At 65.9% G+C, this 16,278-nt stretch carries 12 protein-coding genes; 9 read left to right on the plus strand and 3 right to left on the minus strand.

The window, feature by feature from the left end; genetic code table 11:
• Positions 1–39: 39 nt before the first annotated feature.
• Positions 40–1,470, plus strand: coding sequence for a histidine kinase (locus E4V99_RS08790; protein WP_135116981.1), 1,431 nt, complete (start codon positions 40–42; stop codon positions 1,468–1,470).
• The gene (locus E4V99_RS08795; protein ID WP_135116983.1) at positions 1,467–2,144 is read left to right on the plus strand and encodes a response regulator transcription factor; all 678 of its coding nucleotides are present in this window, start codon (positions 1,467–1,469) and stop codon (positions 2,142–2,144) included. Before E4V99_RS08790 ends, E4V99_RS08795 begins: the two co-directional genes overlap by 4 nt.
• 970 nt (positions 2,145–3,114) lie before the next feature.
• Here E4V99_RS08795 and E4V99_RS08805 read toward each other — a convergent pair.
• Both E4V99_RS08805 and E4V99_RS08810 read right to left on the minus strand, forming a co-directional pair.
• Positions 3,115–4,044, minus strand: a complete 930-nt coding sequence (locus E4V99_RS08805; RefSeq protein WP_135069241.1) for a serine hydrolase — start codon at positions 4,042–4,044, stop codon at positions 3,115–3,117.
• Positions 4,041–4,919 (minus strand): LysR family transcriptional regulator, encoded by an 879-nt coding sequence (locus E4V99_RS08810; RefSeq protein WP_167758103.1) that lies wholly within the window; start codon positions 4,917–4,919, stop codon positions 4,041–4,043. The genes E4V99_RS08805 and E4V99_RS08810 overlap by 4 nt, the downstream gene beginning before the upstream one ends.
• Before the next feature lie 83 nt (positions 4,920–5,002).
• Here E4V99_RS08810 and E4V99_RS08815 point away from each other — a divergent pair, with 83 nt between their 5' ends.
• From E4V99_RS08815 to E4V99_RS08845, 7 genes are all read left to right on the plus strand, one after another.
• The gene (locus E4V99_RS08815) at positions 5,003–7,762 is read left to right on the plus strand and encodes a transglycosylase domain-containing protein (RefSeq protein ID WP_135069235.1); all 2,760 of its coding nucleotides are present in this window, start codon (positions 5,003–5,005) and stop codon (positions 7,760–7,762) included.
• Positions 7,763–7,850: 88 nt separating this feature from the next.
• Positions 7,851–9,632, plus strand: coding sequence for a penicillin-binding protein 2 (locus E4V99_RS08820; RefSeq protein ID WP_135116986.1), 1,782 nt, complete (start codon positions 7,851–7,853; stop codon positions 9,630–9,632).
• A 401-nt stretch (positions 9,633–10,033) separates the two neighbouring features.
• On the plus strand, positions 10,034–10,966 hold the full coding sequence (locus tag E4V99_RS08825) for an ABC transporter ATP-binding protein (protein WP_135069229.1): 933 nt from the start codon (positions 10,034–10,036) through the stop codon (positions 10,964–10,966).
• Positions 10,967–10,969: 3 nt separating this feature from the next.
• Complete coding sequence (locus E4V99_RS08830) at positions 10,970–11,728, plus strand: ABC transporter permease (protein ID WP_205805802.1); 759 nt, start codon at positions 10,970–10,972, stop codon at positions 11,726–11,728.
• Positions 11,729–11,760: 32 nt separating this feature from the next.
• Positions 11,761–13,002 carry a sensor histidine kinase gene (locus E4V99_RS08835; RefSeq protein WP_135069225.1) on the plus strand — a complete coding sequence of 414 codons (1,242 nt, stop codon included), beginning with the start codon at positions 11,761–11,763 and terminating at the stop codon, positions 13,000–13,002.
• The gene (locus E4V99_RS08840; protein ID WP_135069222.1) at positions 12,999–13,619 is read left to right on the plus strand and encodes a response regulator transcription factor; all 621 of its coding nucleotides are present in this window, start codon (positions 12,999–13,001) and stop codon (positions 13,617–13,619) included. The genes E4V99_RS08835 and E4V99_RS08840 overlap by 4 nt, the downstream gene beginning before the upstream one ends.
• A 146-nt stretch (positions 13,620–13,765) precedes the next feature.
• On the plus strand, positions 13,766–14,065 hold the full coding sequence (locus E4V99_RS08845) for a hypothetical protein (RefSeq protein ID WP_135069218.1): 300 nt from the start codon (positions 13,766–13,768) through the stop codon (positions 14,063–14,065).
• 76 nt (positions 14,066–14,141) lie between these two features.
• On the opposite strand, the gene E4V99_RS08850 is transcribed toward E4V99_RS08845, so the two are convergent.
• Positions 14,142–16,259, minus strand: a complete 2,118-nt coding sequence (locus E4V99_RS08850) for a RecQ family ATP-dependent DNA helicase (RefSeq protein WP_135069215.1) — start codon at positions 16,257–16,259, stop codon at positions 14,142–14,144.
• Positions 16,260–16,278 lie beyond the last annotated feature (19 nt).

Consider the following 16,278-nt stretch of genomic DNA (forward strand, 5'->3'; position numbering starts at 1 on the left):
TTAGCTTCGCAGGTATGCGGCGCATCCTAGATTGGTGGAATGTCCACCGAATCGCCGGACCGGCGTTCCGCGGGCGCCCGTACCCGTCCCGGGGTCGGCGCGGTCGTCGCCGTGGTGGCCGGGCTCTCTTCGCGCTGGCTGCTTGTGGATGCACCGTTGCTCGCTCTGGCGATCATCATCGTGTGTTCTGTTGTGCTGGTTCTCGCGGCTCCGAAGGTTCCGCTGCTCACCATCGTCACCTGGGTGATGGTGTCGGCGATCGTCGTGCAGTTCCCGGGCTTGACCATCGAGAACCTCGCTCTCGGGACGGTCGCAGGTCTTCTCACTTCCCTGTGCCTGACCGGGCCAATGGCGGTCGCTGCGGTGCTGCGGCACCGGCGCGAGTATCTCCACCGCGGCTGGAGGCTGGCCGCGATGGAAGCCGAAAGACGGTCGAACGATATTCAGACCGCGCTTCAGCGCGAACGGATGTCTCTGGCCGCAGAGATGCACGACGGGCTCGGCCATAGCCTCACCCTGATCGCTGTGCGGCTGGGGCAGCTCTCGCTCACCTCGACACTGGCGCCGGCTGACCGCGCCGCGGTCACTGAGCTGCGGCAGGCTTCAGCGGAGGCAGCGGAGGAGCTGGGGAACGCCGTACGTCTGCTCCGCGATCCCGGCGCGATCGCTACGGGCACGGGGGTCCCCACGATCATGGACGCCGTGGAGAGCGCACGCTCAGCAGGTATCCCCGTGACAACCGATGTTCCGGAGGGATTGACGGAGATCCTGAGCGCAGAAGCGCAGACTGCGGTCGCACGACTGGTTCAGGAATCCCTCACGAACGCCGCGAAGCACGCGCCGGGCGAACAGGTCGGCATCGCCATCCATGTCACCGGTTCGACGATGGTGGCCGAGGTCTCCAATGCGATGCCTGCACAGGATGGCGCCGACCGGCCCCCGTCGAGCGGGTTCGGACTCGTCGGAATCCGGCACCGCGCAGGGATGCTGGGCGGGACTCTGGAGGTGGGGCGTTCGCCGGACGTCTTCGCTCTGAAGCTCACCCTCCCCACCGACGCCAAACCTTCCCCGTCCGATCGCGTCACGGCGGCGGAGGACATCGTTGCCGCGGAGAATGAAGCGGCGCAAAGTCGCACGATGGCGACCAGGGTCGCTATCGTGCTGCCGGCAGCGATCCTCGGCGCCGTGCTGGCGGTCACCTTCGCCTACCTGACGGCGGCGACCGTGCTGTCGGTGGTGAGTGCGCCCCAGTTCGCCGAGATACAGCCCGGCGATCCACGCGCGGAGGTCGAGCTCTCGCTGCCGATCTTCGAAGTCCTCGACGCGCCACGCGATCAGTTCCCCCCGAAAAGCGGCGAGCAATGTCGCTACTACGAATCCGACGTCAGCTTCTTCGAACGCAGCGACGTTCACGTGGTCTGCTTTGATGACGATGCCGTCACGCGTATGGGAGTCATACCCGCGTCATGACCGGTATCTCCGCGCCGTCCGTGCAGCCCACCCGCGTGCTCATCGCGGACGACGACCGACTCGTCCGCGCCGGCATCGTCGGCATCTTGTCGACCGCTGATGACATCCAGGTCGTGGCCGAGGCGGGGGACGGGGTCGAGGCCACCGAAGCTGCCGCCGCGCACCGCGTGGACGTGGTCCTCCTCGATATTCAGATGCCGCGTCTCGACGGGATCCAAGCGCTGCGTGACATCAAGCGGCGTCAGCCTCTCCTTCCTGTCGCGATGCTCACCACGTTCTCCGACGATCTGCTCATCAGCGATGCGTTGAGCGCGGGGGCGCTCGGGTTCCTGCTCAAATCCGACGATCCGCAACAGTTGATCGGCGGCGTCCGAGCGCTTGCCCACGGCGGTGGCGTGTTCTCCCCTCGTGTCGCGCGCTGGCTCGCGACACGGGAACGCACCGCGATGCGTTCGGATCAGGAGAACCAGCGGATTCGCGACCTGCTCACTGAGCGACAACTGGAGTTGCTCGCCCTCGTCGGCCGAGGGCTGTCGAACGCTCAGATCGGCTCTCAGATGAGCCTTTCCGAAGGCACCGTCAAACAGTATCTCTCGGCCCTCTTCGCGCACCTCGGCATCGACAACCGTGTCCAGGCCGCCGTTCTGGCCTACCGGTCCGGACTGCTGGAATGAGAACCGCGGCTGCCGTTCGTCCGCTGAGCCGACGGGATTCGCGGTGCGGGGGTGCCATCCCGACCCCACACCCCGCGCGTTCGCGACTGTCGCGAGCAAAACTGGAACTCCGCATCGGGACGCGCACGGTGACTACTCAGTCTTTGTAGGCCTCCACAAACGTTATGGGGCAAGATCAAACGATGTCGGCACGCGAACGGTCAACGCACACCTGCGCCAGGTGCTACCTGCACCGAACTGACTTCTCAGCCTGTCGGGGTCGAGTGTGACGCGACGAGCAGAGCCCCGCTGGCGAAGTGTCTGTGGGATAGGAGGCTGGTGCCTATGGATTCTCACGGCGATGGCTACGGTGGCGCTCGTCTGGAGCCTGCTTGCTAGTGCTGTCGGCCTCGCACTCTCGGGCTCGGGCATGGGACCAGCAAGTGTCACTGCGTGGAAGACCGGAGCGGCCTCGGCTGCTGTTGCCTCCGCAGTCGCTGCGGTTCTCGCCGTGCTCGGTCGCCGGTGGGTCCTGTTCTCTTTGGCTCTACTGCTGACGCTATTCGCTGCACTATTGAGCGTCGGCGAAGTCACCGCGTGAGCGGTACGCAGCAACGAGCTATCCATCGCCGCCGGAACCATGCCCCAATGACCAGTGCTTGACTGATTCGCTGCGCTGATCAAACAGCGCACGGTCTTCCGTACCGCCCTTGCTGAGGCTCACGTCCACGCGTCGATTGACATCCGCCATTCGAGTAGCCCACTTCGGTAGGCGAGAACAGCCGCGTGCACCTCCTCTCAGGGCTCGCAGCTCACGGTGAGCCTGCGTCGCACACCCTCACTTCGTCATGGAGGTGACGGGCAACGGCGCCGATGGTCTGCTCCGCGAGAGGTTGTTCGATCGCTCAGGCACGTTCCACTCTCGTAATCCGTTTCCTGTCGGCGGTGTCGTGGAAGATCCCGCGACCGGTGCGGCGGCGGTACGCGCCACTCATTGATCAGCGCACCAGGCGAGGAGCTCGTCGTGAAGGAGGCGGGCTGCCTGACCCATGGCATGCTCGGCCGCGGGCTGGATGGTGGCGGGGATCCTGCTCCGGGTAAGTGCCACAACGATCAGCGTCTCACCGTCCACGTGCTCGACCACGCCTGCCTCGTGTCGGAGATGAAGGAACGACCCCGTCTTGGATGACCAGGATGCGGCGTCTGAGGCGAAGTCAGGCGACAGTCGGTGGCGCAACAGGTTTCCGGCCATCATGTGGCGAACGGCTGCGGCGACGTCGTCGCCGATGCTGCCGTCCCACAACTGCTGAATGAGGTCGGCGAGACCGTGGGCCGTACCTGAATTGGCCAGCTCCACGTCGAGCTGAGGGAGCGGTGAGGGATGCCCGAGCTGGTCGGCAGATATCACCAGAGAGTGGACCGCGGCCGCATCGCTTGAGCGGGCCTGAGCGGCCAGGGACACGTACAGGTCTTCGATCGGGTGGCGGATGACCACTCCGCGGATGCCCGCAGCACGCAGCCACGCGGTGACGCTCTGCGGGGGCACGAACCGGAACAACGCATCCGCAGCACTGCTGTCACTGTGCTCGATCGAGATCCTGGCGAGATCTTCGAGGGCAAGCGTCGCCGGGTGGGTGAATCGGGCGATTCCTGGGCCACCCCGAGAGCGCGAACGGTGGTCCAGGGTCACTTGCTGCGCCAGGTCAAGTTCACCCCGCCGCCCCGCATCGAGCGCCGCGGCGACTAACGGCAGCTTGGCCAAAGATGCCAGCGGGAACGGCCGGTCGGCATCGATGGCCAGTTGGTGCCCCGTGCCGAGGTGGCGCACGAGGAGTGAACCGGAGAGCCCTGCGGTTGCGAGCACACTGGCCGCGCGTGAGACCACCGGCGCGAAAGCGGGTTCCTGAGTCAGATCGGTCATCGGTCCTGCAGTGGTGCAGTTCCCAGAGCGGCTGCGACGTCGCGGCGAAGGTTCATGTCGAACAACTCTGTGCCCCTCTGGCTGATCGTGTCCAGCCGATAGGTGCGGGACAGTGGCAGTTCCTTGACAGGAAGCCACGTCAACCTCCAGGCATCAGCTTCTGCGCGAGAGCAGAGGATCCAATCGTCGCCCGCGAGGGAGCCAGCGAGTGCAGGAACAAGGTCGGGTGCGTGATGGATCTGTCGGGCGGCCAGACCGTACCGGGCCGTCGTGTCCCGGAGCGTCGAAAGCAGTGCGCCCTCGCCGTCTTCCGGGAGGACGACTATCCGTGCAGCGCGCTCCCGGTCGGCACGGGTCGGGCGGAGGGAGGCGAGCGTGAGCTGCCGCTGATCGGTGGATTGGGCAAGCCCCAGAGGAACCAGCCAGTCAGCTCGCGCCGATTCGACCGGGAGGATGGCGGCATCCACTTCGCCACCTCGCAGTCGTAGCAGCCGACTATCCCGACCGTCTTCCTCGATGTCCAGCTCCACACCGGTCGCGGACGCCCGCAGCCGCACAGCGGCCCACAGTGCGGCGTCGGGGTAGGGCGGCACAAGCAGCCGGACCGCCCCACGGCGATATGACGCCGCTGCATCCACGAGCGCGCGTTCCGCGGTGAGCAGGGTCTGCGCGTTACTGAGCAGCGCCCGCCCCAGGGGGGTGAGGCCAACCGGGCGGAAGTCGCGCTCGATCAGCGGACCACCCAGAACCTCCTCCAGCGCCGCGATCCGGCGACTGATGACCGGTTGGGTGGTGCGTTCGTCGTCGGCGGCGGCGGAGAAGCTGCCTCGGCGCGCCACGGCAGCGAACGCCCGGACGCCGTTGAGCAGATCCACAACCGCAACAGTATGCCCAACGCGCATAGAAAACGGCATTCGCATCTTTGTCGTTATACGCGCGGCCAGCCGACACTGGCGGCATGAAGCGGTTGCATCGCCCCGAAACCCAGGACCGCCGCACGGCCCGCAGCGTTCTGGGAGCTTTCGCCGGTCTCGCCGGCCTCAGCACAGTGGCGGGCGTGCTCGTGGCGGCATCCCTCACGCCCGCGCTGGCACTGTCAGGTGCAGCCACGTCGACGGCGATCACGATGTTCGATCGCCTCCCCAGCGTGCTCGACATCGGAAAGCCGATGCTGCCGACCACGTTTTGGGTGAAGAACCCCGACACCGGCGAAGAGCAGGTGCTGACCCAGTTTTACGACCAGAACCGGTCTCAGGTCGACTTCGACCAGATCGCGCCCGTTATGTACGACGCGATCCTCTCCAGTGAGGACCCTCGGTACTACCAGCACAGTGGCGTCGACCTCATCGGTACCGCCCGCGCCCTCCTGTCCAACGCCCAGGGTGGCGGCGAGACGCAGGGTGGCTCATCCATCAGCCAGCAGTACGTCAAGAACATTCTCATCCAGAAATGCGAGCGAGACGCCGAGGCCGGCGAAAAGCAGGACGAGAACGGCGAGATCGTCCAGATCACGCGTGAGCAGGCTCTGCTGGAGTGCTGGACGGAGGCGACGACCGCCGAAGGCGACGAGGGCATCATTCGGAAGCTGCAGGAGATGCGATACGCCATCGCCCTGGAGCGGAAGTACTCCAAGAGCGAAATCCTGCTCGGATACCTCAACATCGCGAACTTCGGCGGCACCACTTACGGCATCGACGCCGCCGCTCGATACTACTTCGGCGTGTCTGCTGCCGAACTGAGTCTCCCGCAGGCCGCGACGCTCGCAGGTATCGTGCAGAATCCCAACACGTACCGCATCGACAAGCCGACAGGTTCGATGTTCGGCGCCGAAGACGTGGCGTTCAACAAGGCACCGGATGGTGCGATTGATGATGTCAAGGATGGCCAGCTTGCCGCCCTGGACACCATGCTCGCCCGCGGTGAGATCACGCAGGAGCAGTACCTCCTGGCCGCCGACGGCTACTCGGCCACGAAGGGTCGTCAGCTCTACGTGCTCAGCCGCATGCTCGACGACGGCCGGATCACACAGGAGCAGTACCGCGCCGCAGTCTTGGAGCCAATCACTCCGAGCATCACTCCGCCCAGGACCGGCTGCGCTGCCGCAACCGGAGCGGAGTACTTCTGCCAGTACGCCCGTATGGTCGTCGAGCGAGATCCTGCGTTCGGCGAGACGACCGAAGAGCGCGTCAAAAACCTGCGCCAGGGCGGCCTCAACATCTACTTAACCCTCGATTGGCGCGTGCAGAACCCCGCCCGCGACACCGTCGCTGAGTGGGCGCCGAGCTCGCTGCCAGGCATGTCGTTCGGAACGTCCGCTACGAGCGTCGAGGTGCCAACTGGCCGCGTCCTTTCCATCGCGCAGAACACCAACTTCCGCGACGGCGACAGCGGCGGCGACCCCAACTTCTCCAGCATCGTCTACGCAGGCGACCTGCAGTTCGGAGGATCCAACGGGCTCCCCGCCGGGTCGACGTTCAAGCTCTTCACGCTCATCGACTGGCTGGAGCAGGGCAAGTCCCTGAATCAGCTCGTCGATGGAGTGCTGAGACCGCCGAAGCGAATGACCAACAGTTGCACCGGCGACTGGACGAATACGTCGAATTGGCGACCCAACAACTCCGGTGGCACCCGCGGCTATGTCGGTACTCCGATGCAATTCACTCGCGACTCGCTCAACTCTGGGTATGTTGCGATGGCCGCGGAGCTGGATTTGTGCGACATCGCCAACGTCGTGAAGAAGATGGGCGTCACCTACGGCGACGGGTCGGACATTCCGATGGCCGTCGCAAACGACGTCATCGGCTCAGCCAACGTCTCGCCACTCGCAATGGCCGGCGCGTTTGCCACGGTCGCGAACAACGGCGTCCACTGTCAGCCCACGGTTATCGACAAGGTCACCGATTACCAGGGAAACGAGTTGCCCAAACCTGCACGCATCTGTACGCAGGTGCTGGATCCGGCCGTCGCGGCTACTGCTGCGACAGCACTGCAAGGCGTCATGTATGGCGGAACCGGAGACTCGGCGCGCCCCCGCGACGGTGTCCCCGTCATGGGCAAGACGGGAACTCATGAGTACTGGCAGACCTGGATGGCGGAGGCGAGCACAAGAGTCGCCACAGTCGTCTGGGTCGGGAACTCCACCGGCGAGGTGCGTCTCGACCGCACCTACACCGACCGGGACGTTCTTCACGATCTGCGATACCCGATCGCCCGTCAGATCCAGGCCGCAGCCAACGCGGCCTACGGCGGAGACCGGTTCCCGGACCCCGATACGAACCTGATGCGTCAGGTGCTCGAAGATCTACCAGACGTGCTGGGAATGACCGTCGATGAGTCCAGAAGCATGCTCGAGGCGGCCGGCTTCGGCGTCGTCGTTGGCCAGCCGGTGGACTCCGACAGACCGGAGGGGACGGTGGCCGCGCAGACCCCGAATCCCGGCAAGGTCGCAGGCGGCACGGTCGTGACGATCAACCCGAGCAACGCGCAAGCGGTCACAGTGCCGGACGTCGCTGGCCGCTCTTTTGAGGAGGCGAGGCTCATGCTGCTCGAAGCTGGGTTTGCAACCATCATCACAGGGACCTGTACCGAGGAATCGACTGCCACGAAACCGCGCGCAATACGAACGAATCCGAGCGCTGGAAGTCTTACAAACCGCGCCCCCATCGTGGTCGATTACGCCGCGGCTCAGTGCGGCACTGATGCTGGCAACGCGCCGTGATCGAGGCGCAGGGATCGCTCTGGGCTCGCGCCGAACGCCGCATATCTCATCCGCACGGCACCCACAAAGCCGAAAAGAAGCGTGTCAGATGACTACGCAGGATAGGAGAACACCACGTCGGCGCACCGCCGTTGCCCTGGCCGTCGTACTCGCAGTGTTAGGGGGATACATCATCCGCCTGGTCGATATCCAGGTGGTCAATGCCAGGGATCACGTCGCCGACTCGATGGAGTGGGCGTTCACGGGGACTCAGGAGCTTTACGGCACCCGCGGTCCCATCGTCGACGAAGAAGGTCAGACACTGGCGAGCAGCATCCTCCTCTACGACTGCCAGCTCGACCCACTGCTGATCACGCAGACCGACACCCACATTATGGCCGGCGAATCCGAGGCACGACTGTGGCAGAACGTCTCGGTGGACATCACCTCGATCACAGGGCAGACCGTCGACGAGGTGCGCGACATAGTGTCTGTTGCGCTGGCGGAGAATCCCAAGACTCGCTTCGCAAGTCTCAAGAACGGCGTGGACACCGAGCAGTACCGAGCGCTGATCGATCTCGCCCCGTACGTTCAATGCCTGCCGCACCCCGCTCGCGCCTACCCGAACGGTGCTGTGGCCGGAAACCTCGTCGGCTTCGTCAGCTCCGACGGGGAGGCGCTTGAGGGCCTTGAGAAGCAATACGACGACTGCGTCGCCTCGACGAACGGCACGCGGCGTTATCAGCAGGGGAAGGACGGCGTCATCATCCCGGGCACCATGCATGATGAGGCGGCGGTCGACGGAGGTACACTGCGGCTGACGGTCAACCGGGACCTCCAGTGGTACCTGCAGCAGCTGATCGCCGAGCAAACACAGAACATGGGCGCGCAGGCGGGCGCAATCCTCGTCTACGAGGCCAACACCGGCAAAGTCCGGGCCGCGGCCGAGTATCCTACGGTTGACCCCAACAATGTAACCCCGACCGAATCGGACGACCGCAGCAGCCGGATCTTTCGCAACTGGTTCGAGCCGGGTTCGCCATTCAAAGCTCTGGCCGCGGCAACCCTGCTCGAGGCCGGCGAACTGAGCCCGACGTCGACCGTCGTTGCCTCGGGATTTGAGCAGTTCCGTGATGGCGCGCGCGTTCGCGACTCCTTTCAGCACCCCGCTTACGCATACACGCTCGCCGGGGTGCTGATCGACTCCTCGAATACCGGCATCTCGAAGTTCAGCGACGCCCTTCCCATCCAGACGCGATACGACTATCTCAAGCGCTTTGGCATCGGCGACGGCACCGGCTCCTACCCAGAGGAACAGCGGGGTCTTGTACACGCAGTTAGCGACTGGGATGCACAAACTGCTTACAACACCTCGTTCGGCCAAGGTCTGACATCAACTGTGCCCGAGCTTGCTCGCGCGTACGGCGCGATCGTGAACGGCGGCGTGAAGATGCCGTTCTCGCTCGTCGAATCGTGTACGACCGACGACGGCACCGTTATCCAACCCGAACTGCCCCAGCCAGAGCGGGTCATCAGCGAGAGTACCTCTGCACAGATGCGCACGATCCTCGAGAACGTCTTCCTGCAGGCGCCCTACGCCAGCCGGGTGACCATCCCGGGATACCGAGTGGGCGGCAAGTCGGGTACCGGTGAGAAAGCGGACCCTCTGAACGGCGGCTACATGACCGGTGTGTACTTCACGACGATGGTGGGCTTCGCTCCCGCCGATGCCCCGGAGTTCGTGGTAGTCGTGACTCTCGACGAACCGACGAAGGAAACTTCGTCTGCGGCTAATGCGGACGCGTTCCAGAAGGCCATGGCGCAAGTTCTGAAGACCTACCGCGTCATGCCGTCCACGTCGGTGCCGGAGAAGCTGCCCAAGTTCGGGTAGCTCGACGTATTCACCTACTGCCCATGTCGACAACTCCATCCTTTGACTGGCGACTTGTTCCGGACAGTTTTTCTAGAGTTGGTGGAGTCAGGCGTGATGGTTTCTTGCAGCGGTGACGACCGTGAGTGGGGTACTACAGAAGGTGGCGTGACCGTTGGATGGCGCACTTCGCCGCTCGTGTAGGCGACCATAATGAGGGACTGCTGGAGGTTTAGGTGACTCCTGATCTGTGGTTGTGTCACTTACCCGGCAGAGTCCCCGCCACCATCCAGCCCATACCTGGCCCAGGGTGGAGCGCCCCCTGCTCCGCGCCATCCACCATTCGGTTGATGGCGGAATCAACCCTCTCTCCACCCTGATGATCGACGCGGCGCGACCTGCTGCGTTTGTAGCGTCACCGTATGAGCGCACTGGAAGTACGAAACCTGCACAAGCGCTACGGTCAGCGCGTCGCCGTGGATGACGTCTCCTTCACTGTCGAGGAGGGGGAGATCTTCGGCATCATCGGCCCGAATGGTGCCGGGAAGACAACGACGGTGGAATGCATCGCCGGTCTGCGGACACCGGATCGTGGTGCGGTTCGCGTCTTGGGTTTCGACCCCGAGACGCAGCGCGCGCAGGTGCGGGAACGGCTGGGGGTGCAACTGCAAGAGAGCAGCTTTCCGGACGCGATCACCGTCGACGAGGCCCTCGAGCTCTACAGCTCGTTCTACCGGGATCCCGCCGACCGGCACGAGCTGGTGGATCTTCTGGGCCTGTCGGACAAGCGTCGCACGCGGTACAAGTCACTCTCGGGTGGGCAGAAACAACGTCTGTCGATCGCGTGCGCGCTGGTCGGGAATCCGAAGGTCGCGATCCTGGACGAACTGACGACCGGTCTGGATCCCCAGGCGCGACGCGAGACGTGGAGCCTGATCGAGCGCGTTCGGGAGCGGGGCGTCACGATCGTGCTGGTCACGCACTTCATGGACGAGGCGGAACGTCTCAGTGACCGGATCGCCGTCATCGTCGGCGGCCGCGTCGCTGCGGTGGATACCCCAGCTGGGCTGATCGCGCAGACGAGCACGGCTCAGCACGTCCGCTTCCGAGTCCGACAGCCCTTGGACAGGAACGTCCTCATGAGTCTCGCTGACGTGTCCGATGTCGAAGTCACAGAGGGGACCTGGCTCGTCACCGGCGGCGGACAGCTGCTCACCAGCGTCGCCGGCGCGCTCGCGCGCGCAGAGATCGTGGCCGAAGATCTGCGAGTCGACCAGGCCAGTCTCGACGACGCGTTCGTCACCCTCACCGGTCATGCACCGGGATCCGAGAACACCCACCCGAAGGAAGCCTGAGCCATGAGTGCTCTCACGACGATGCTCAAGGTCGAGACCAAGCTCCTGTTGCGCGACCCGACCACGGTGTTCTTCGGTGTGCTGTTCCCCACAGGGCTGCTGCTGGCGTTGAGCGTCATTCCGGCGCTGAGGGAAACGCCGCCGGAGCTCGGCGGGCTCCGCGCGATCGACGCCTGGGCTCCGACGGCGTTGGTGTTCGGAATCGTGATGATCGCCGTTCAGCACATCCCGAGCGTGATCGCCACGTACCGAGAGCGCGGCATCCTACGGCGGCTGTCCACGACGCCGGTGCATCCACGGCGGATTCTGCTCGCGCAGATGATCGTGTCTTTCGTCTCGGTGATCGTCGGCGCCGCGCTGATGATCGCTGTGGCGTGGGCGGTGCTCGGCATCGCCCCGCCGCAGCGGCCGCTCGCGTTCGCTGTCGCCTTCGTCGTCGGATATGCGGCGGTGCTCGGGATCAGCATGATCACCGCCGCGCTGGTGCGCACGAGCAGCGCAGCCTCGACGATCGGGACGCTGCTGTTCGTGGTGCTGATGTTCTTCGGCGGGGCATTCCTGCCGCGGTACACGATGCCCGAGACTCTGCAGAAAGTCGGGGATTTCGTGCCGCCGGGACTGCAGGCGTTCATCGAAGCGTGGTCTCCGGTCGCGGGGGAGCTCACCAGCGTCGGTCAGCCCTTCTGGGTGCAGATTGGGATAATGGCCGCTATCGCTGTGGTCGCGAGCGGGATCGCCGCGAAGCTGTTCCGGTGGGAGTAGCCCGACCGCCAACGACGGGGAATCGAGGCCGAGTGAGTCCGCACAAGACGGAGCAGCTGCGCTCGTGGGACCTGCTGCAGCTGTGCACGCCATGGCTGCTCCTGGCAACCTCGACGGCGGTCTACTTCGCGTGGGCGCTCCCGTCGACCGGCGCCGAGTTCTGGCCCGAGGGCGCAACCGTCCTCGGGCTGCTCGCCGCCTCGGCGGCATGGATCGCGGCAGGAAGCTCGGCGCCGATCGCACGGCACGCCGTCCGTCCGGTTCCTGCTGCGATCTACTTCCTGGGTTTGCTCGGGCTCTGTATCGCCCTCATGGCGTACTCAGAGGTCTTCGTGATCCTCACGATCGCGGGCTTCTTCCATGCGTACCTGCTCTCCCCGTGGCTGTTGGGGCTGGTCGCCGTCTTCGCGACGTCGACCGCGCTGAACGGGATGACGCTTTTCCGGCCAGACCCCACTCCCGAGACGTTCGTGATGCTCGTCCTGATCGTCGTTGTGCAGACGGCAGCGATCGGCGTTGGCATCCCCATCTCGCGCCGCAACGAGACTGAGGAGCGCAAGCGTGACGAGCTCATCGCACAACTCGAGCAGGCACTGCATGAGAATGCTGGACTGCATGCGCAGCTCGTCAACCAAGCGCGGGAGTCCGGAGTGCAGGATGAGCGTGAGCGACTCGCCCGAGAGATCCACGACACCCTCGCGCAAGGATTCGCGGGGATCATCACCCAGCTCCAGGCCACGCAGCGCCGCGCGAGCAGTCCGATTGAACGCGAGGAGCACGTGAGTCAGGCGCTCCGTCTCGCGCGCACCGGGCTCACCGAAGCGAGACGATCCGTGCAGGCACTCGCACCTCAGGAACTCGGTCGTGCTCAGCTGCCCGAAGCGATCCGCACCCTGACCGAGCAGTGGTCGAAGCAGGAGCGGATTCCGGCGCGTGTCGAGGTCACCGGCACCCACGCGCCGCTCAGCCCAGCGATCGAGGTCGCGCTGTTCCGTGTCGCCCAAGAGTCTCTGACCAACGTTGGGAAGCATGCCGACGCCACGCGCGTCGGCGTCACCCTGTCCTATGTCGGCACCGAGGTGCTGCTGGACGTGCGGGACGATGGCCTCGGATACGCGGAGGCCACCCGCACCGGCTTCGGATTGACCAGCATGCGCCAGCGCATCCGTGGCGTCGGGGGTCATGTCGAGGTGCAAAGCGCACCCGGGGAAGGCACATCGGTGAGCGCGCGCGTACCGGCCATTGCCGGCGCAGCCAGTGAGGAGGCTCGATGATCAGGCTCGTGATCGTCGACGACCATCCCATCGTCCGGGGCGGACTTCGCGACACATTCGCCGGCGTCGACGACATCAGGGTGGTCGGAGAAGCCGGTAACGGTCTCGAGGGCGTCGAGCGCGCGAAACAGCTCGCAGCGGACGTCATCCTGATGGACCTGCGCATGCCCGAGAGCGACGGCGTCACAGCGACCGCAGTCCTGCGCGAGGAACTGCCACACGCGCGGGTGCTGATCCTCACCACGTTCGACAATGAGAGCGACGTCCTCCCCGCGATCGAGGCCGGGGCCGCGGGCTACCTCCTGAAGGATGCGTTACCCGAGGAGCTGGAACAGGCCGTCCGTGCCGCGGCGCGTGGCGAGTCCGTCCTCGCACCGTCGGTGACACGGCATCTCATGCGCCAGGTCCAGCGAACAGAGTCCGGGACGCTGACAGACCGGGAGAAACAGGTGTTGCAGCTGGTCGCCAATGGCAGCTCGAACAAGGACGCTGCGTCGGCCCTGTTCATCGGCGAGGCGAGCATCAAGACCCATCTGCAGCACATTTACGACAAACTCGGCGTCCGCGATCGAGCGTCCGCAGTCGCGGAAGGCTACCGCAGGCGCCTCCTCAGTTGACGCCAGCGCTGTTCCGATAGACGTGACCGGTGTCGGTCACGCACGAAAGGAGTTGGGCATGTCCGAGGAGCTGATCGGCGGTATCGAGCCGCGAGAAATAGTCATCGTCCCCTATGACCAGGGCGACGTTTACTTAGGCTGTGCGCATGACCGACGTGACGCCCGAGCAGCGGTCCCGTACTCTCGTCCTCTTTCCGGAGTGGGGTGGCGAGGACCGGGTTCCCATGGCGATCGAGTTGCCCGTCGAACTTCGTCAGCGGATCCGGGCGTGGAACCTCACGTGGCAGACCGTCCTGGATCCGGTCTTCGAAGTTCGATGGCCCGACCCCGAGGTGGGGCGCCGCTGGATTGAGGAGGGGAACGCTTTGGTGCGTGCGCTTCAGGACGAGCTCGGTCCTTCTATCTCGGTCGTCGGCGACTTCATGGATTACGACCCGGCGGGGTGAGAGACGGCGTCCAAACCCCTCCGTCCCCGCTCCAACCCGGGTAGGCGGTACGTGACACGGAAAGCGGCGGAGGCCGTCAGCCCCGGAGCGCGAGGGTGAATGGAAGGACTGCCGTCGCCCCGGCTCGGCGCAGCTCACGCGCCGCGACCGTCACCGTCCACCTGCTGTCGACGAGGTCGTCGACGAGCAGCACCGGGCCGGTCGGAACGGCCAGAGCTGCTGCGCTGAACCGCTCCCAGACGCCCGCGAGCCGGAAGGCGCTGTTGCCGCCCGGCCCGCCGCTGGGCCCGCCCTCCGCCAGATCCAGTGCTCCCAGCATCGGCATCCGCCCAATGTCCGCGATTCCGCGCGCCAGGGAGTCCACGAGCTGCGGCCTCGACCGGGAGGGCATCGCCACCACGGCGACCGGGCGCTCCGCCCACCCCCAGTCGGCCAGCACTCGGACGCAGGCGGCGAGCACGTTCGGCGGGATCGGGCTATCCGCGGCGCCCGCCGCGAACATCTCGCGGAGAGTTCCACCCCATCCGAGGTCGGTCAGCCGGGCAAGCGCCCTGCCTTCGTCGGCCTGCTCCTCAGCGGGGATGCGGCCGCGCACGGGGACGCCGAGCCGGTCGGCGCCGGTCGGCCACTGTCGCCTCGGTTCGAGCGGCACGCCGACACGATCGAGGGCGGCGGATGCAGCATCCGTGGCGTCGTCGCCGATCGCGGTGGGAAACCACGCTCCGGCGCAGTTGTCACAGCGTCCGCACGGCGTCGCGGTGTCGTCGTCGAGGGAGCGCTGCAGAAACTCCATGCGGCACGAGGTGGTCTCCTCGTACTCGATCATGTGCTGCTGCTCGGCGATGCGCTCCGCGGCGATCCGTCGGTAGCGGTCCTCGTCGTACGTCCACGGTCGGCCGGTCGCGATCCATCCGCCCCGCACGCGGGCGACCGCCCCGTCGACATCCAGCACCTTCAGCAGCAGCTCCAGCGGTGTACGTCGGATGTCGACCATGGCCTCCAGCGACGGCGTCGACAGCGGGCTCCCCGCGGCCGAAAGGGCCGAGAGCACGCGCTCGGCCCGGTCTCGGTCGGGCATCGACGCGGTGGCGAAGTAGTGCCAGATGTCGCGATCTTCGACGCCGGGAAGGAGGAGCACATCCGCCGAGGCGGTGGCGCGCCCTGCGCGGCCGACCTGCTGGTAGTACGACACGGGCGATGAGGGCGCGCCGAGATGGATGACGAACCCGAGGTCGGGTTTGTCGAATCCCATGCCCAGAGCGCTCGTGGCGACGAGGGCTTTGACCCGGTTGTCCTTCAAGAGCGACTCGGACTCCTCGCGTTCGTCCGGATCGGTCTGACCGGTATACGCGCGCACCTCGTACCCGCGGTCGCGCAGGAGGCGGGCCGTGTCGTTGGCCGCCGCGACGGTGAGCGCGTAGATGATTCCGGAGCCGGGGAGTTCGCCCAGATGGCTGAGAAGCCACGCGAGCCGGGTCGGCGCGTTCGGCAGCCGCAGCACGCCGAGTCGCAGCGACGTGCGCGCGAGGGCACCGCGGATGATGAGGACCTCGGGTGAGCCGGTGCTCTCGTCGGGCACGCCGAGCTGCTCGGCGACATCCGCCACGACGCGGCTGTTGGCGGTCGCAGTCGTCGCCAGGACCGGGACCCCCGCGGGGATGCGCGCGATGAGGTCGCGAAGTCGCCGATAGTCGGGGCGGAAGTCGTGACCCCAATCGCTGATGCAGTGTGCCTCGTCGACGACGAGAAGCCCGATCCTCGCCACCAGCTGCGGCAACTGCTCGTCGCGGAACGATGGGTTGTTCAGTCGCTCGGGCGAGACCAGCAGCACGTCGACCTCGTCGCGGTCGAGCTGCGCCAGCACGTCAGCCCACTCGTGCGCGTTCGTCGAGTTGATCGCGACCGCCCGCACACCCGCCCGCTGCGCCGCGGCGATCTGGTCGCGCATGAGCGCCAGAAGGGGCGAGACCAGCACGGTGGGCCCTGCGCCGCGCCGGCGCAGGAGCAGGGTCGCGACGAAGTAGACCGCCGACTTCCCCCATCCGGTGCGCTGCACGACGAGTGCGCGGCGGTGACCGTCGACGAGGGCATCGATGGCCTCGAACTGGCCGTCGTGGAAGTCGGCGTCGTCACGCCCGACCAGGGCGCGCAGCACATCGAGTGCCTCTGTCCGCGTGGGCGTCGTCAAGGTCATGCCCTCAACCCTGCCTCAT

Source organism: Microbacterium sp. dk485, assembly GCF_004570445.1.
GTDB lineage: Bacteria > Actinomycetota > Actinomycetes > Actinomycetales > Microbacteriaceae > Microbacterium > Microbacterium wangchenii.